Source organism: Flammeovirga kamogawensis (assembly GCF_018736065.1).
In the GTDB taxonomy this organism is placed as follows: Bacteria; Bacteroidota; Bacteroidia; order Cytophagales; family Flammeovirgaceae; genus Flammeovirga; species Flammeovirga kamogawensis.
In genome coordinates this window covers 1,407,754-1,426,196 of sequence record NZ_CP076128.1, presented here as the reverse complement: position 1 = coordinate 1,426,196, position 18,443 = coordinate 1,407,754, and the positions used below count along the sequence as shown (strand labels likewise).

At 33.5% G+C, this 18,443-nt stretch carries 11 protein-coding genes; 9 read left to right on the top strand and 2 right to left on the bottom strand.

Annotation, left to right across the window (positions count from 1 at the left end; genetic code table 11):
* Positions 1-1,053: 1,053 nt before the first annotated feature.
* The 9 genes from KM029_RS05595 to KM029_RS05555 all read left to right on the top strand — a co-directional run bounded on the left by KM029_RS05595 (position 1,054) and on the right by KM029_RS05555 (position 16,465).
* Positions 1,054-7,113 (top strand): glycoside hydrolase family 48 protein, encoded by a 6,060-nt coding sequence (locus tag KM029_RS05595; RefSeq protein WP_144072326.1) that lies wholly within the window; start codon positions 1,054-1,056, stop codon positions 7,111-7,113.
* 218 nt (positions 7,114-7,331) lie between these two features.
* Positions 7,332-10,019, top strand: a complete 2,688-nt coding sequence (locus KM029_RS05590) for an alpha-L-rhamnosidase-related protein (RefSeq protein WP_144072325.1) — start codon at positions 7,332-7,334, stop codon at positions 10,017-10,019.
* A gap of 281 nt (positions 10,020-10,300) precedes the next feature.
* Complete coding sequence (locus tag KM029_RS05585; RefSeq protein WP_144072324.1) at positions 10,301-11,794, top strand: phytoene desaturase family protein; 1,494 nt, start codon at positions 10,301-10,303, stop codon at positions 11,792-11,794.
* Between the two features lie 14 nt (positions 11,795-11,808).
* The gene (locus tag KM029_RS05580) at positions 11,809-12,645 is read left to right on the top strand and encodes a phytoene/squalene synthase family protein (protein WP_144072323.1); all 837 of its coding nucleotides are present in this window, start codon (positions 11,809-11,811) and stop codon (positions 12,643-12,645) included.
* A 1-nt stretch (position 12,646) separates the two neighbouring features.
* On the top strand, positions 12,647-13,177 hold the full coding sequence (idi, locus tag KM029_RS05575) for an isopentenyl-diphosphate Delta-isomerase (RefSeq protein ID WP_144072322.1): 531 nt from the start codon (positions 12,647-12,649) through the stop codon (positions 13,175-13,177).
* An 11-nt stretch (positions 13,178-13,188) separates the two neighbouring features.
* The gene (locus KM029_RS05570; protein ID WP_144072321.1) at positions 13,189-14,643 is read left to right on the top strand and encodes a phytoene desaturase family protein; all 1,455 of its coding nucleotides are present in this window, start codon (positions 13,189-13,191) and stop codon (positions 14,641-14,643) included.
* A 4-nt stretch (positions 14,644-14,647) separates the two neighbouring features.
* On the top strand, positions 14,648-15,310 hold the full coding sequence (locus KM029_RS05565; RefSeq protein WP_144072320.1) for a carotenoid biosynthesis protein: 663 nt from the start codon (positions 14,648-14,650) through the stop codon (positions 15,308-15,310).
* A 5-nt stretch (positions 15,311-15,315) separates the two neighbouring features.
* Positions 15,316-15,810 (top strand): sterol desaturase family protein, encoded by a 495-nt coding sequence (locus KM029_RS05560; RefSeq protein WP_144072319.1) that lies wholly within the window; start codon positions 15,316-15,318, stop codon positions 15,808-15,810.
* A complete protein-coding gene (locus KM029_RS05555; protein ID WP_144072318.1) occupies positions 15,794-16,465 on the top strand; it encodes a lycopene cyclase domain-containing protein in 672 nt (223 codons plus the stop codon). Before KM029_RS05560 ends, KM029_RS05555 begins: the two co-directional genes overlap by 17 nt.
* On the opposite strand, the gene KM029_RS05550 is transcribed toward KM029_RS05555, so the two are convergent.
* Together KM029_RS05550 and KM029_RS05545 are read right to left on the bottom strand one after the other, a co-directional pair.
* Positions 16,462-17,769 (bottom strand): TRAP transporter large permease, encoded by a 1,308-nt coding sequence (locus KM029_RS05550; protein WP_144072317.1) that lies wholly within the window; start codon positions 17,767-17,769, stop codon positions 16,462-16,464. The two genes, KM029_RS05555 and KM029_RS05550, sit on opposite strands and share 4 nt — an antisense overlap.
* Positions 17,769-18,278, bottom strand: a complete 510-nt coding sequence (locus KM029_RS05545) for a TRAP transporter small permease subunit (protein WP_184679507.1) — start codon at positions 18,276-18,278, stop codon at positions 17,769-17,771. The genes KM029_RS05550 and KM029_RS05545 overlap by 1 nt, the downstream gene beginning before the upstream one ends.
* Positions 18,279-18,443 lie beyond the last annotated feature (165 nt).

Sequence of the window (18,443 nt, the reverse complement as noted above, 5' to 3'; positions counted from 1 at the left end):
TAATAGTAAATTATATTTGTTTGATATTAAACTAAATCAACGATACAAATGTAAAAACTGAGTTTATTATAAAAATTGATCTATGGTAAGAAGTCTTTTTTAGTTTTTAAGCAAAGTGATTAGTGAACAATGTTATCGGTAACCTCTTGTTAATCTGATAACTAAATGATTTATTTTTGAGTTGAAAAATTGTTTGTTTCGGAGATTTTTTATTAAATTGCTTACATCAAAATATAAACCACTGTACCAGCTAAAAATAAATAGAATTTCAATAAAAACTCAAATCAACTGATATAATGATATGAAATAGTTAAAGGATGGTTATGTGTTAACATCCTTTGGACAACTACGAACTTAGCGTTTTTAAATAAAAATTAAATAGTCTCATTGAATAGACTATAAAAGCTTGTAATCGGTAATTATCTAAATAAGAATATGCTATCTAAATGGTAGCAGTTAATTTAATTGTCCAAAATAATTGTAACTAATAATGTAAGTAAGAAAGGTCACTACTGTGTTTTTAAGTAGAACTATTCACTGTACAACAATATTTCTGATACTAAAATTAGGTCTTTCTATTCGTCATTTTTAGCGACTATTATACCCTGTATTTCATTTTTAATGGAATATAGCTAACACTCCTTTTGTAAATTATGAAGCATAATGGTGCATGATCAGCTTTAGTTTTTTAAAACTATTAATGATAGGATGTAGCGTTGCCTATGGCATGTCAATCCCTGGTATATAGTGGTTTATTGACATTGATTAGACATACTGTAGGCTTATCACACTATTTTATCTGATAGTTAAAACACATTGTGCTTCTAAAAAGTACTTGAGTATGTAGTCAAAAACTAGTTTCTCTTTTTTGACCCTCTATTTACAAAATAATATAGTATAGTATTTTACGTTAGCGCTCTTAAAATTGAGTGGTTGATCACTATTGTCAATTTTTTAGTACACACCATACCAAAAGTAACATACTACAATAGTTTTATTTTATTGGCTTAAGTACTTCACTTCTATACACACACACTTATAACAAAACTAATTATGAAATTTATTTCTAAGTTAGGTGTAGTATTTCTACTACATTTATCTTGTTTGCATCTGTATGCCCAAGAATTTAATTATGGGGAGGCATTACAGAAGTCACTGTTTTTTTACGAAGCACAACAATCAGGAGAATTACCTGAATGGAATAGGGTAAATTGGAGAGCTAACTCTGCACTTTCTGATGGATCAGACGTAGGTCATGATCTTTCGGGTGGGTGGTATGACGCTGGAGATCATGTTAAATTTGGTTTCCCGATGGCTTACTCTGTCACCGTATTGGCTTGGGGTGCAATAGAATACGAAGATGCTTACCGAAGTAGTGGTCAGTTAGATATACTAAAACGTAACCTTCGCTTCGTTACAGATTACTTTATCAAATGTCATACAGCTCCAAATGAATTTTATGGACAAGTTGGTGGTGGAGGACCCGATCATGCGTATTGGGGATCATCAGAAGTAATGACAATGGAGCGTCCTGCGTTTAAGATTGACGCTTCAAGTCCAGGTTCAGATTTAGCCGCAGAAACAGCCGCAGCAATGGCAGCGGTAAGTATGCTGTATCAAAATGATGATCCTGCATACAGTGCTTTACTTCTTCAACACGCAGAGCAATTATATAGTTTTGCAGATCAATATAGAGGAGCTTATTCTGATGCAATTACAGATGCGGCAGGGTATTATAGATCATTTAGTGGATATCAAGATGAGTTAGTATGGGGTGCTGCTTGGCTGTATAGAGCAACAGGTAATGCTTCTTATTTGACTAAAGCTGAGTCAGAATATCAATTACTTTCAAATGAAGGACAAAGTGCTGAAAAAGCCTATAAATGGGGATTAGCATGGGACGATAAATCGTATGGTGCTTATATTTTAATGTCTGTTTTAACGGGTGATGAAGAGTATAAGCAGGATGCTGAACGTCATTTAGACTATTGGACAGATGGTTATAATGGAGATAGAATTACGTATAGCCCAGGTGGACAAGCACACTTAGTGACTTGGGGATCTTTACGTCATAGTTCGAATACATCATTTTTAGCCTTTGTATATAGTGATAAAATTACTACTGCTAAGAAAGCAAAATACCATGACTTTGCTGTAAGACAAATCAATTATGCTTTAGGTGATAACCCAATTAACCGTAGTTTTATGGTCGGTTTTGGTAACAATCCTGCAAATAATCCTCACCATAGAGCGGCACATGGAGCATGGGCAAATAATTTACAATATAAGCCTGATGATGCAAGCCATATACTTTATGGTGCATTAGTAGGTGGTCCTGGTACTGCAAATGATCAGTTTGAAGATGATAGAGGTGATTATATTGCTAATGAGGTAGCTTGTGATTATAATGCTTGTTTTACAGGGGCATTAGCAAGAATGTATGATGAGTATGGAGGAAGTCCGTTAAGTACTTTTCCAGTTCCAGAAGTTCCTAATAGAGCAGAAATCAGGTCTGTATCTAAATTCAATAGCAATAATAGTACAAGCAGTACTGTAAGAGTTTTGGTTCAAAACAGAACAGCATGGCCTGCTAGAGTTACTGATAAATTGAAGTTCCGTTATTTCTTTGACATCTCGGAAGCAGTAGATCAAGGATATTCAATTGCAGATTATGAGGTAGAATTAAGTTATGCTCAAGGTAATGCTACTTTGGATGTAAAAGCTTGGGATGCTTCTCAAAATATTTATTATGCTGAGATTTCATTAGAAGGAGAACAAATTGCTCCTATTGGTGATCCAGCTTTCAGAAGAGACGCACAAATCAATGTAAAAGTAAAATCGGGTGTTCCTTATGATACATCAAATGACTGGTCTGCACTAGGGTTAGATTCAGAGGCTGAAACACCAAGAATTCCAGTTTATGATAATGGCGTATTAGTATTTGGAGAAGAGCCTGGCGGAGGAAACACACCATCAGCATCTTTTACTGCGAATGTAACAGAAGGATACGCTCCTTTGGAAGTGAATGTAGATGCTTCTGCTTCTTCAGATCCAAATGGAGATAATTTATCTTATGCATGGGATTTAGGAAATGGACAAACGTCAACACTTGTTGCTCCTTCAGTAACTTATACTTTACCAGGTGTTTACACTATTGAATTAACGGTAAGTGATGGACAGAATGTATCATCTACAGTTTCTAAAACAATTGTGGTGAATGAAGTTGTTGTTCCAGAATTAAAAGCTTCTTTTACAGCTACTCCAACTTCAGGAACAGCTCCTTTATCAGTAGTTTTTAATGCTTCCTCTTCTACAAATAGTATTGAAACAGCTTTAGAGTATGCATGGAGTTTTGGTGATGGAACAGTGGGAAATGGTATTACTGCAAATCATATTTTTACAGAGATTGGAGAATATACAGTAACACTAACAGTTTCAAATACTGATGGTGAAGCTGACATGATAACATCTACTGTTACTGTTTCAGAAGTAATCGAATCAGATTGTACTTTTGGTACTCCATTAAGTAGTGGAATGACTTCTTTAGTCAATTTAAAATATGAGCATATTCATGTATTAGGAAATGGAGGTCCAGATCTTTCAAATATTAGAGATTTCACTATTAACTGGGATGCAGTAAACAATGGTTTATACCAATTCTCAATGAATACTGCCAATGGGTCTCCTTCTTGGTATATTGATCTATTAAGTGGTGTAACGCATGCCTTGAATAGTGCTAGCCCTTCAGTAACGATTACTAGTTCTGGTATTTCAGGACTTGATGGAGAATACTGGACTGCAACAGAGGGAGATAATTTTGTGTTAGTTTCAAAAACAGCAGGATTTACAATTTATTTCAGTACTTCTGCTACAGCACCAGATTGTGGAGGTGTAATTGATCCAGAAGAAAACACAGCGCCTGTAGCTGTTATAACAACAGATAAGAATAGTGGAGATAAACCACTTACTGTTAATTTTGACGGTTCAGGTTCTACAGATGCAGATGGAGATGTATTAACGTATGCATGGAACTTTGGTGATGGAATGACAGATACAGGTGTTTCTGTAAGTCATATTTATTCAGAAGTGGGCAATTATGATGCTGTTTTAACAGTGACAGATGCAGAAGGAGCTTCTGATTTAACAAGCACAACAATAATTGTAACCGATAAGAATGTTCCTCCTGTAGAAGGAGATTGCACATTTGATACGCCACAAAGTATGTCTCTTACAGGCGTATCTAGTGAGGCATTTACGAATATCCATGTAATAGGAACAGGAGGCCCAGATCTTTCAAATATGAGAGATTTTACAATGAATTGGGATGCGGCAAATAATGGTTTATATCAATTCTCATTCAATACAAATAATGGATCACCTAGTTGGTATATTGATTTGTTACCGAATGTTTCGCATACATTCTCTAGTGCTCAACCTTCAGTAACGATTACTAGTTCAGGAATTAGTGGTTTAGACGGTGCTTATTGGGCAACAGCAGATGGAGATAATTTTGTATTGGTATCAAAAACAGATGGATATACAATCTATTTCAGTAATTCATCAACAGCACCAGAATGTGGTACAGTTGATCCAGACGAAAATCAAGTACCAACAGCAGTAATTGATGTTGATAAATTAAGTGGAAAAGCACCATTAGCAATAACTTTTGATGCTTCAGGTTCTACAGATGCTGACGAAGACGCGTTAACGTATGCATGGGATTTTGGTGATGGTACATCAGAGGCAGGATTAGTAGTTGCTCATACTTTTTCACTAGTAGGGGATTATAGTGTTTCTCTCATTGTAACAGATACTGAAGGGGCATCTGATGAGGCGATAGTATCTATTACAGTTTCAGAAGGTGATATCATTATTGATCCTCCAACAGGTGACAATAAATACATTGATCGTTTTGTAGAGATGAGAGACATTTACTACGATCCAGCAAATGGTTATTTCAGTGCAGATGGATCACCTCATCATTCTATAGAAACATTATTAGTAGAAGCTCCAGATCATGGTCATGAGTCTACAAGTGAGTTATACTCATATTGGATGTGGTTAGAGGTAATGCACGGTCGTATTTCAGGCGATTGGGAACCGTTAAAAGAAGTATGGAGGAAAACGGAACAGTTTATTATTCCATCAGCTTTAGATCAACCTAATAATAGTGCTTATAGTGCTACAAACCCTGCAGCTTATGCAGCTGAACATCCACTTCCATCAGGTTATCCTTCAAAATTAGAATTTGGAGTTTCTGTGAATGGAGATTATGTATCAGATGATTTAAAAGCAGCTTATGGTACATCAGATATTTATCAAATGCATTGGTTGTTGGATAATGATAATTTCTATGGATATGGTAATAGAGGAGATGGTATAAGTACTCCTTCTTACATTAATACCTTCCAAAGAGGTGAACAAGAATCTGTTTACGAAACAGTACCACACCCATCATGGGAGAGTTTTGATTGGGGTAGTACAGAAGGTGGTTTCTTACCATTATTTACGCAAGATAATAGTTATACAGAGCAGTGGAGATATACAAGTGCTCCAGATGCTGATGCAAGAGCAGTTCAAGTAATGTATTGGGCATTAGAATATGCTAAAGAACAAGGTGCAAATTTAAATGATCTTGATTTAGATAAGGCAACTAAAATGGGTGATTATCTACGTATTGCTATGTTTGATAAATATTTCAAGCCATTAGGAGCACAATCACCTACTGCTACATCACAATCAAGTTATGATAATGCACATTACTTAATGTCATGGTATATGTCATGGGGTGGTTCTGCAGACAGTTCAGCACCATGGGCCTTTAGAATTGGTTCATCACATTGTCACTTTGGTTACCAAAATCCAATGGCTGCTTATGCTCTTTCTCAAATAGATGAAATGCAACCTATTTCTCAAAATGGAGCAAGAGATTGGGACGTAAGTTTACAGCGCCAAATGGAGTTCTATACTTGGTTGCAATCAAGTGAAGGAGCTATCGCAGGTGGAGCAACAAATAGCTGGAATGGTGATTATAGTACCTATCCTGCTGGCAAATCAACATTCTATGATATGGCATTTGATGTTCACCCAGTGTACCATGATCCGGGTTCTGGAGGATGGTTTGGCTGGCAAGCATGGTCAATGGAAAGAGTTGCTGAATATTATTATATCAGTAATGATCCTATGGCAAAAGCATTGATAGAAAAATGGGCCGCATGGGTTGTTGATGTCGTTGTTTTAGTTGGTGAAAATGATTTTGATATGCCTGCTGGATTAGAGTGGACAGGCGAACCTGATACATGGAATGCGAACAATCCTGGAGACAATAGTGAACTTCATGTAGAGGTAGTAAGTTACAATCATGATTTAGGTATAGCCGCTTCAACTGCGAAGGCATTAATTTATTATGCCGCAGCAACAGAAAAGCATGCTGTTTTAGATACTGCAGCTAGAGATTTAGCGAGAGAAATTCTAGATAGAATGTGGGTTACTTACCGTGATGAAAAAGGTGTAGCTTCTTTAGAAGAAAGAGCAGATTATACAAGATTCTTTGAAGAAGAAGTTTACATACCATCAAGTTTCAGCGGTACTACAGCAACTGGAGCTACAATTGAGCCAGGAGTGACATTCTTAGATATTCGTCCTCAATATAAAGATGATCCTGAGTTTGCCCGTTTAGAAGCGGCTTATAATGCAGGAGAGGTTTATACTCAGAAATACCACAGAGGTTGGGCACAGATTGAAGTAGCATTGGCTAATGCAGAATATGGTTTCTTCTTTGGTGATGATGAAGTATCATCATCAGCGAGAACAACTTCAACTACAGCAGAGATAGCTACTGATTTAAATAATTCATCAGCATCTTTAGCGATAGTTGTAAGTCCAAATCCAACAGAACATACACTACAAGTTGCATCAAATATACAATTAGAGAATACTGTAGTTAGAGTGTACAATTTGATGGGCAAGATGCTATATGCTAAAGAAATTGATGCAGTAAATTCACAAATGATGCAGCTATCATTTAGCCATTTACCATCAGGGCCTTACATTTTAGAACTTACACATTTATCAACAAATGAGATTGTAAGGAAAAAAATTATTAAAAAGTAACGAGTAATAGATAGTCCAAATAAAGAGAAGACACCCATGGTTTTGCTGTGGGTGTCTTTGTATTTTTTAAAGGTGATTAGTATACTTAGATAGTATAAAATATCAATGCTGTAATACTCTTTAAATCTCTTAACTTTTCATGTAACCGATTGCATTAAAAATCACTGTTATGAATCAAAAAGTTATTGTAACTTACTTACTATAAGTAATTACACAATATGAAAAAGACTATACACTTTATTTTCTTGCTGTGTTTATCAGCAATTCTATTTTCAGCCTGTGATTCAGGTAAAGACGAACTCTTATATTCGTCATCAACGTATAAAGTTTACCGAGATCATGTAACCCAAGGTGATTTTGAGGCAAAAGTTATTTCTTCTAAGGAAATGACATCAAATTATAAAAGTCCATTACAAGATGCCTACAGTAGAGCTGTAGAGTTTAAATTTAGTATTAATGGCAAAGACGATGAACTTGCCTATGGCATTAACCATAGAATAGTGATTCACCCAAAAAATGGAAGTTTTACTACTAAAACTATGAAGTTTGGTGAACCTTGGGCAATGACTGAAAAGGTTGATCAAATGGACTGGTTGGAAAAGAATACAAAAGTGACTTTCAAATTAGATATGTCACCCGTATTAGACGCTTTTAAAAAGCAAGGGTATTATATCGATATTCACGGAGAGAAAATTTCAAAAGAAGATTTTAAAGGAGTTTTTATTGCCGGAGGTAGTGCTCCTTTACGTTGGGACTTTGAAAACCTAAGTGAAAGAGAACAATTATTAGATAAAGATGGGGACGGTATTTATGAAATAACTTTCATGATGAATGCCCCAGATCCAGAAAAGCAAACATCGCCTGTATGGAAATCTGCTAAAAAGATAGATAAGTATCCAACTTTTACATCAGATATTCCTTTAGTAGATGCCCTGTATAATTTAGCGTTAAATGAACTTGTGGCTGATTCTGAAGCAGATGGGACTTTTAGAACAGGGAAAGAATGGGGTGGAGTTTGGACAAGAGATATTAGTTATTCTATTGTTTTAAGTTTATCAATTTTAGATCCTGAAAGAGCAAAAACATCACTTAGAAAAAAAGTAAAAAGAGATCGTATTATTCAAGATACAGGTTCTGGAGGAGCGTGGCCTGTTTCTTCTGATAGAGTGACATGGGCATTAGCTGCTTGGAATGTATACACAACCACAGGGGATAAAGATTGGTTAAAAGAAGCATTTAAAGTAATCACAAATACAATTGATGATGATATGTATATTGTTTACGATAAGCAAACAGGGCTTATGCGTGGAGAATCATCATTTTTAGATTGGAGAAAGCAAACATATCCAAGATGGATGGATAATGGTGATATTTATCGTTCTATGAATTTAGGAACCAATGTGGTGCATTTTGAAGCAATGAAAATTGCCGAAAGAATGGCAAATGTATTGGGGAAATCTAAAGAGATGAATCATTACAGTGAGTTGGCAACAAATTTAAAAAATGCCATAAATACTCACTTATGGATGGATGATAAAGGATATTATGCTCAATATTTATACGGCCGTAATACAATGATGTTATCACCAAAATTTGAAGCTTTAGGAGAAGCACTAGCTGTTTTATTTGAAGTAAGCGATAGCAAAAGAAGTGCAGAGATTGTTACTAAATCTCCTATTGTTCCTTTTGGAGCTGCATGTGTTTACCCTCAAATACCGGGTATTCCTCCTTATCATAATAATGGAATTTGGCCATTTGTACAAGCATATTGGAACATTGCGGCAGCAAAAACGGGTAATGGAACAGCTTTAGAGCAAGGTTTAGCATCAATTTATAGACCTGCAGCACTATTCTTAACAAATAAAGAGAATTTTGTAGCAGAAGATGGTGATTACATGGGAACAGAAGTAAACTCTGATGAAATGTTATGGAGTTTATCTGGTAATATGGCAATGATCTATCATGTTTTTTATGGAATGGAAATAGACAGAAATGGCGTATTATCTTTTCATCCAACAGTTCCTGCAGCATATAAAGGGACTAAACAATTGAAAAACGTAAAACTTTGGAACAACGAACTATCTATTAAATTGAGTGGTTTCGGTAATAAAATCAAAAGTTTTACAATTGATGGAGTTGAAGATGGTGCACATGCAATTTCTTTAGAAAAAGGAGGAAGACATTCTATAGAAATAATTTTAGCAGATAATGATATCACAACAGGAACATCATCTAATAAAGTAGCAAATCGTTTTCATTTGGAAACACCTCAAGCTGAATTAAAAGGAAATGTTTTGACATGGAAGCAAGTTGTTGGAGCCGAAAGTTATGAAGTGGTTAAAAATGGTAAAGTGATTCAAAAGGTTAAAGGAACTACATTTACTCTGCCTAAAGCATTGAATTTAGAAGAATATGCCGTTCAAGCAATTGACAAAACCGGTTATGCATCTTACATATCTGAACCGGTTAATGTAGGACCAATCGTTGCTAAAAATGTTTCTAGCATTTCTAGAGCTAATAAAAAAATAGCAATTAAAGGTGCTCCCTCTGGAACTTTAGAGTTATCTAAATCGAGAAATAAGAAGATAAACTTTACTATTTCTGTTAAAGAAGCAGGGACTTACTTTATTTGGTTCTCGTATGCCAACGGGAGTGGACCTTGGAACACTGATAACAAATGTGCAATAAGAAGTTTACAGATTAACGGTGAAGAAGAAGCTACAATAGTTATGTCTCAAAGAGGTACAGACGAATGGTCAAGTATTGGACTAACGAATAGAATGAAAGTAACTCTTAACAAAGGGAAAAATAAAATATCAGTTCAGTTTGAAGATCATAATGAAAACATGAATGTTGATGTAAATACAGCACTTTTAGAGAACGTTTATTTTGGTAAAGCAGAATAATAATTTTATAATTTAAAAATAACTTAGAAAGGGTACTCAATTGAGTATCCTTTTTTTGTGTGATATGTTTAGTGTCAATCATTAAAATAAAATTCTGATTTAATAAAATTTATTTAGTGATACGTAAATAAATAGAATTTTGTGATGATTAATCGGTATACAATCAGTAATTTGTAGAAGAAATAACTTTTAAAACTATACTTTGTTTAAACAATTTTTTAACCCATCTGTTTATACAAATAGTTAGAATTTTTAAAGAACCATTAAACATTTACATTGAGATGGCTTCAATAGGAGTAATAGGATCTGGTTTCACTGGATTATGTGCGGCAATAACTTTAGCAGACAAAGGGCATGAAGTTCATGTTTATGAAAAAAACGAGATGGCAGGAGGCCGTGCGAGAATATGGCAAACAGAAGGCTTTACTTTTGATTTAGGTCCATCATGGTATTGGATGCCAGATGTTTTTGAGAATTTCTTTGGTAAATTTGGTAAAAAAGTAAGTGATTATTACGATTTAACACGTTTAGATCCATCTTATAGAATTTATTGGTCAGAAAATGATTACACAGATATTCCTGCACAATTAGATAAACTTGGTGATTTATTTGAGTCATGGGAAACTGGTGCAAGAAAAAAACTTTTTGATTTTATTGATGAAGCAGAAATCAAATATAGAATAGGTATGGACGATTTTGTACATCGACCTTCTTATTCTTTTATGGATTTTGCGGAATGGCAAGTTATTAAAAATGTTCCTCGTTTACATTTGATTTCTGATTTTGCCACTTATGTACGTAAGTATTTTAAACACGAAAAAATCTTAAAAATATTAGAATTCCCTGTCTTATTTTTAGGAGATGTAGCAAAACGAACTCCTGCACTTTATAGTCTGATGAATTACGCAGATTTAAAATTAGGGACATGGTATCCTAAAGGTGGAATGACAGAAGTTGTAGGAGGGTTTGAAAAATTAGCTATTGAAAAAGGAGTTGTTTTTCACTTTAACTCAGCAGTGAGTAAAGTAAATTGTGAAGGTAGGAAAATGGTTTCAGTTGAAGTGAATGGAGAAACTATTCAACACGATGAGTGGGTTGCTTCATGTGATTATCATCATTTTGAACAGAATTTACTTCCAAAAGCTTACCGTAATTATGATGAGAAATATTGGGGTAGCCGTAAAATGGCTCCATCATGCCTATTGTATTACATTGGTTTAGATACAAAAATTCCAAACATTCATCATCATAATTTATATTTCGACACACCTTTTGATGAACATGCGGAAGAAATTTACGACAACCCAGCTTGGCCAAAAGATCCATTATTTTATATCTGTGCTCCATCAGTTACAGATGATACTATTGCACCCAAAAGCAAAGAAAATTTAATGCTTTTAATTCCGGTAGCTCCAGGAATGGAAGATACAGAAGAGGTAAGAGAAAAATATTTCAATATATTAGTAGATAGGATAAAAAAATCGACAGGCGTTGATATTTCTAAACACCTTATTGTAAAGAGAACTTTTGCTCATAACGATTTTGTATCAGAATATAATGCTTTTAAAGGGAATGCTTACGGTCTTTCTAATGTTCTTAAACAAACGGCCTTTTTAAAGCCCTCAATAAAAATTAAAAAATTAGATAATGTACTTATGGCAGGGCAGTTAACTGTTCCCGGCCCAGGAGTGCCACCATCAATTATCTCTGGTGAATTAGTTGCTAGAGAAATATTAAAAAAGAAATTATCCTTAACACCTCAAATTAACGCTTAATCTTAAAATACACTATGAAAAAAATATATGATGATTTATCATATGATTTGTCTCGGATCATAACTAAAAAATACACAACATCTTTCGCTATTGGTATTCGTTTTTTAGCTCCTCAATTAAGAAACCCTATTTATGCAATTTATGGTTTTGTTAGAGTAGCTGATGAAATTGTAGACTCATTCCATGGGTACAATAAAGAAGAGTTACTAGACGAATTTGAGAATGATTGTTACAAAGCAATTGATACAGGTATTAGTACAAATCCAGTTTTACAATGTTATCAAGAAGTTGTAAATAAATACGGTATAGAAAGAGAACTGATTACTCTTTTTATAAAAAGTATGCGTATGGATTTAAATAAAAAAGAGTACTCTGAACAAGAATACAAAGATTATATTTTAGGCTCTGCAGAAGTTGTAGGTTTAATGTGTTTGAGAGTATTTTTAGAAGGAAATGAAAAAGAGTACCAAAGATTAAAGCCGTCTGCAATGGCTTTAGGTTCAGCATTCCAAAAAATTAACTTTTTAAGAGATTTAAAAGCAGACGTTCGTGATTTAGGACGAGTTTATTTCCCTAATATCGATATTTCAGTTTTTAATGATGATGTTAAGAAAGAATTAGAAGCTGATATTCAACAAGACTTTGATGCAGGTTTTGAGGGTATAAAGCAATTACCTAAAAAAGCTCGTTTTGGGGTTTATTTAGCATATATCTATTATACTCGTTTATTTAATAAAGTGAAGAAAACGCCGGCAAATGTAATTCTTAAAGAACGTCTGAGAATTCCTGATCCCAAGAAATATGCTTTATTTTTCCAATCTTACGTTCGTCATCAAGTAAATATTTTATAAGATGGAAGAGGTAATATTAGTAGATGAGCAGGATAATCCAGTAGGTAAAATGGAGAAACTTCAGGCACATGTTGAAGGTCTTCTCCATAGAGCATTTTCTATTTTTATATTTAATGAGAATGGAGATTTGTTATTGCAACAAAGAGCACTTTCTAAATACCATTCTGGAGGTCTTTGGACTAACTCTTGTTGCAGCCACCCAAGGGTAAATGAAACATTGAACTTTGCTACAGAAAGACGGTTACAAGAAGAATTGGGTTTTACAACTCAAGTCATTGAAATCGATTCAATACTATATAAAGCTGCTTTTGGAAATGGTTTAATTGAGCATGAATTTGATTATATTTTTATAGGAGAATACAATGGGCAAATAAATTTTAATCCAGAAGAAGTTGAGCAAGTACAATTTATTTCAAGAAAAGACCTTGACCAATGGTTAATAGATAAACCATCTGATTTTACAGCTTGGTTTCCTTTGTGTTGGGAAAAAGTTAAAAATGAATTAGACAAAAATAGCCGTGCAATAGCTTAAAAGGCAAAGGAATGAAAAAAGCAGTTGTAATAGGTGCTGGAATAGGAGGAATTGCCGCAGCATTGAGAGTAAATAAATTAGGGTATAAAGTAACTGTACTTGAAGGAACTTCAATATTAGGAGGTAAGCTCCGTCAGTTCAAAACGGATAATGGGTTTACTTTTGATCAAGGACCATCTTTATTTACATTACCTCATTTGGTTACGGAATTATTTCAATTGTATAATAAAGATCCCAAAGAATATTTTGATTATACTGAAAATGAAATAGCAACTAAATACTTTTTTTCGGATAATACTGAATTTATTGGATGGAGCGATCCAGATAAATTTGGTTTAGCTGTAAAAAAACAATGGGGAGTTGATATACATAAGGTGTTGCAGCAGATAATCGGAGATTATAAAAAAACAGCTCCTATTTTCTTAGAAAGTGCTTTAACAGATTTATCAGATCTTTTAAACAAAGATGTGATGAAAGCTTTGCCAGTACTCACAAGGTTAGGTATTTTTGAATCGCTCAATGCATTTAATGAAAAGCATTTTAAACATGAACAACTTGTTCAATTGTTTAATAGATATGCAACGTATAACGGTTCAAATCCTTATCAAACACCTTCCATAATGCGTGTAATTAGTGCATTAGAGCATTCTGATGGTGTATTCTTTCCAAAAAATGGGATGAGAAGTATAGCAACATCTCTAATACGTTTAGCAGAAGAGGAAGGAATAAATTTTTTGACCGATCAGAAAGTAAAAAGTATTAAGACATTAAAGAATAAAATTGTAAGTGTAGAGACAATTAATGAAATGTTTTCTGCTGACTTATTTGTTTCTAATGCTGATGTTAATTTCTTTTTACCGAATGTGATAGAAGAAAAAGTGCATGTTCCTAAAACGAAAGAACTGTCGTCATCTGCATTGGTATTTTATTGGGGTATTAACCATTCTTTCTCTCAGTTAGACCTACACAATATTTTCTTTTCTGAAGATTATAATGAAGAGTTTAGACAATTGTTTGAGGAGTTTAAAATACCAGAAGACCCTACAATTTATGTACATATCAGTAGTAAAATAAATCATACTGATGCTCCAAAAGGAGGAGAAAATTGGTTTGTAATGATTAATGTTCCGGCTGCTCCTGAAATGTTTTCTGAAGAGGTCGTCAAAAAGATTGAAGAGAAATTAATAAGTAAGCTTTCTCAATCATTATCAATTGATTTAAAAAGTAAAATCACCTATTCTTCTCATTGGACGCCTAAAACAATTGAACAAGATACAATGAGTTGGAAAGGAGCATTATATGGTTTAAATAGTAACAAATTAACACATGCTTTGTACAGGCAGAGGAATAAATCATCAAAATATAAAAATCTTTATTTTGTAGGAGGAAGCGTTCACCCAGGAGGAGGAATACCTTTGTGTTTAAATAGTGCAAAAATTGTATCATCATTAGTAGCAAAGACTTAATTTTATGCAGGTACGCGCATTTCAAAAAGAAATTGAACTAACAAATCTTCAAATAACTAAAATACTATTAGCAGTATTTTACATAGTAGGTGGCGTAGTTGCTTTTACGCCTTTCAACCAGCTTCTTCTTCCTTTTTCACCATTTTTATTATTTACCTCCTTTTTATGTCTTTTTTATTTTGAAAAAGTAAAAAGTAAGGGTGTAATTGGATGGTTTATTTTTGTGTATGTTGCAAGTTTTTTCATAGAATGGTATGGCGTGCATACAGGTATTTTATTCGGAGATTATGTTTACTTAAATAATTTAGGATTAAAATTAGATGGTGTACCATTGGTTATTCCAGTCAATTGGCTAGTATTGGCAGTGGCTGGTAGTGAATTAATTTTTAAATATATTCCTAAGTGGAATAAAATAATCTCAAGTGTTATAGGCGGAGGACTAGTGGTAATTCTTGATGTATTTATAGAGATGGTTTGCGAACCATTGGGCTTTTGGAAATGGGACGAAGGTATGCCGCCAATGATTAATTATATTAGTTGGTGGGTTTTTATGAGTATTTTCATTTATATTCGAATAAAGTTTTTTCCTTCAAGGAATCCACTGTCTATTTATTTATATCTAACATTCTTTGGTTACTTCATTTTACAAGTAATCGCAAATTTTTAAATTATATGGCAATGTTTATAGATATTCTAATTGTTCTTACAACCTTCTTAGTTATGGAGTTTGTTGCATGGGCAACTCATAAATATGTGATGCATGGTTTTTTATGGTATTTACATGAAGATCATCATGGACCTCACGAGAACTTTTTTGAAAAGAACGATCTTTTCTTTTTAATTTTTGCCATCCCATCATGGTTAGGGATAATGTTAGGAATGATTTATAATCAATATACTTTTGTATGGATAGGTGCTGGTATTGCACTTTATGGGTTATGTTATTTCTTAACGCATGATGTGCTTATTCATCGAAGGTTTAAATGGTTTGATAATACAAATAATCGATATTTTAGGGCTATCAGAAAAGCACATAAAGTTCATCATAAGAAAATGACAAAAGAAGACGGTGCTTGTTTTGGCATGCTAATAATACCAATGAAATATTGGATAGAAGCTAAAGGTAAAAAAGTAACTCAAAAACACAAAAATGCCGGAACAGTTTAATTTATATTTGTACCTAAATATACTTGCTATTTTAGGTCCTTTTTTTCTTAGTTTTGATAAGAAAGTAGCCTTCTATAAACATTGGCCTAAATTTATACCTGCCTTATTTTTCTTGTGGGCAATATACATTCCATGGGATGTGTTTTTTACCATCATGATGTATTGGGGGTTCAATCCTGATTATCTTATTAAAATTGAAATCTTCCATTTACCACTTGAAGAATGGATGTTTTTCTTAATCATTCCATACTGTTTCCTTTTTATTTATGAGGTAGTATTGGCTTATTTTCCTGCCACAAAACAAAAAACGTTCTTACCAGCTTACTTTTTTATAGGCATAGCAATTAGCCAAGCTTATTATGGTGGAATGTATTCTTACTTTAATTTATCTGTTTTATTACTTGCTTTACTAGTAACATTTAATCAGCTAAATAATGCATTTTGGTGGACTTATCTACTCACTTTAATTCCATTTTTATTATTTAATGGAGTTTTAACTGGAGCAATTACAGAAGAGCCAGTAGTGTGGTACAATAGTGGAGAATTTAGTAATGTTCGAATCGGAACTATTCCATCAGAAGATTTTATCTACCTTTTAGGTATGCTACTTCTTTGTATTAAAGGTTGGAATTTGAAATTTAAATCAACTACCTAATCTAAAAAATTAGGTAGCCAAGTAACAATCTCAGGGAAAAATATAATTCCTGTGATTAGTAAAATCTGAATACCAATATACGGTACTATTCCTTTGTAAATCTGTTTTGTTTTAATCTCCTTGGGTGCAACACCTTTCAAATAGAATAAAGAAAATCCAAAAGGGGGAGTGAGAAATGATGTTTGTAAATTTAGAGAAACTAATATGGCGATCCATAATGTGTTTAAACCATACATTTCGAATATTGGAGTAACAACAGGCATAAAAATAAATATGATCTCTATAAAATCAATAAAGAAACCAGCAATAAAAATACCTATCATTACTAAAGCAAGAAAAGTATAAGGTTCTAAATCAGCGGATTGAATTAATTCAACAAGTAAATCATCACCACCTAATCCTCTGAAAACTAGACCAAAAGCAGTTGCTCCAACAAGTATCATAAATACCATACTAGTTAAATTTCCACTTTCAAAAGCAGATTCTTTTACTGCTTTCCAAGTAAGTTTTCCTTCTAACGCAGTTAATAAAGTGGCAGCCATTGCACCAACACCAGCAGCCTCAGTTGGAGAGGCAATTCCTAAAAATATAGAACCAAGAACTGATAAAATTAAAAGGAAGGGTAATACAAAAGTTCTTACTAAAAGAGAAAATGTTAGATCTTTTTTGAATGCAGCAATTTCTTCGTCGGGAATTGGAGGGACATCATCTGGGTAGATAACAGCATAGATGTAAACATAAAAAATATAGCATATTACTAAAAGTACCCCCGGTACTACAGCTGCAATAAATAATTCACCAATTGAAATGTTCATTACACTTCCCATCAGAATTAAGACGATACTAGGTGGGATAATCTGACCTAATGTACCAGAAGCTGCAATAATACCTGTAGCATATTCTGGAGTGTAACCTCTTTTAAGCATAGAAGGTAAGCTCATTAAACCCATAGTAACAACAGTTGCACCAACTATACCTGTAGAAGCAGCAAGCATAGCTCCAACTAAAGCGACAGAAATAGCAAGTCCACCTTTTACTTTACCAAGTATAATGGCCATTGTATTAAGCAGCCTACTTGCAATACCAGATTTTTCTAGCATTACGCCCATATATACAAAAAGGGGTACTGCAATTAAAATCTGATTACTCATTGTACCAAAAATACGCAGAGGCAATAAGTAGAATAAATCAAGTCCAAAAGTGTAATAACCAAAAATTAAAGAAACACCTGCTAATGTAAATGCTACAGGATAACCTAAAAGGAGAGCAGCAAATAGACATAAAAATAAAAGAAGTAGTACCATTAGTTTGTTTCTGAAGAATTAAAAAGTGAAAGCGTATTCTCTATACAATTGCTTAGTCCTTGTAAAAAAAGTAAAAGTATACTGATAGGAATACATGCTTTAATTAAAAAACGGAAAGGTAAGCCCCCCGGGTCTGTAGAAGTTTCCATTATGATAAACGAGTTTTTAACATAAGGTATACTCGCATCAATAATGATATAGCAGAAAGGTGATAGAAATATAAAAAAACCTAAAATATTTACGATTGATTTTACCTTAGGTGAGAAATTAGAATAGAGTGCATCAACACGAACATGTTTGTCTAATCGGAGTGTGTTTCCTGCATTTAAAAGAAAGATACAAGCAAATAAATGCCACTCTAGTTCTGCAATTGCAGCAGTTGTATAATTAAAAACATATCTGCTAAATACATCAAAACATACAATTATGATCAAAAGGATACTAAAATAAGAAACAAAATGTCCAATTTTTTTATTTAACAGATTTATAGATTTGTAAGAGAATATCATTGTTTTTTTACCTTAAAAAATCATTATCTTGTTGATAATGTGAATGTACATAGATCGTTGGCTTGTTGCTTTGAGAGGGTGAATTTATATAAAAATACACTTTATTCTAAAATAAGTGCCAAATGTTTTAATATCAGATTCTTTTTTTGTTGTTATCTGCTCGAT

Excerpts from the sequence above, each read along its gene's own strand:
- KM029_RS05585 (WP_144072324.1), top strand. The coding sequence starts at position 10,301 with ATGGCTTCAATAGGAGTAATAGGATCTGGTTTCACTGGATTATGTGCG.
- KM029_RS05580 (WP_144072323.1), top strand. The coding sequence starts at position 11,809 with ATGAAAAAAATATATGATGATTTATCATATGATTTGTCTCGGATCATA.
- KM029_RS05560 (WP_144072319.1), top strand. The coding sequence starts at position 15,316 with ATGGCAATGTTTATAGATATTCTAATTGTTCTTACAACCTTCTTAGTT.
- KM029_RS05565 (WP_144072320.1), top strand. The coding sequence starts at position 14,648 with ATGCAGGTACGCGCATTTCAAAAAGAAATTGAACTAACAAATCTTCAA.
- KM029_RS05545 (WP_184679507.1), bottom strand. The coding sequence starts at position 18,278 with ATGATATTCTCTTACAAATCTATAAATCTGTTAAATAAAAAAATTGGA.
- KM029_RS05590 (WP_144072325.1), top strand. The coding sequence starts at position 7,332 with ATGAAAAAGACTATACACTTTATTTTCTTGCTGTGTTTATCAGCAATT.
- idi (WP_144072322.1), top strand. The coding sequence starts at position 12,647 with ATGGAAGAGGTAATATTAGTAGATGAGCAGGATAATCCAGTAGGTAAA.
- KM029_RS05555 (WP_144072318.1), top strand. The coding sequence starts at position 15,794 with ATGCCGGAACAGTTTAATTTATATTTGTACCTAAATATACTTGCTATT.
- KM029_RS05595 (WP_144072326.1), top strand. The coding sequence starts at position 1,054 with ATGAAATTTATTTCTAAGTTAGGTGTAGTATTTCTACTACATTTATCT.
- KM029_RS05550 (WP_144072317.1), bottom strand. The coding sequence starts at position 17,769 with ATGGTACTACTTCTTTTATTTTTATGTCTATTTGCTGCTCTCCTTTTA.
- KM029_RS05570 (WP_144072321.1), top strand. The coding sequence starts at position 13,189 with ATGAAAAAAGCAGTTGTAATAGGTGCTGGAATAGGAGGAATTGCCGCA.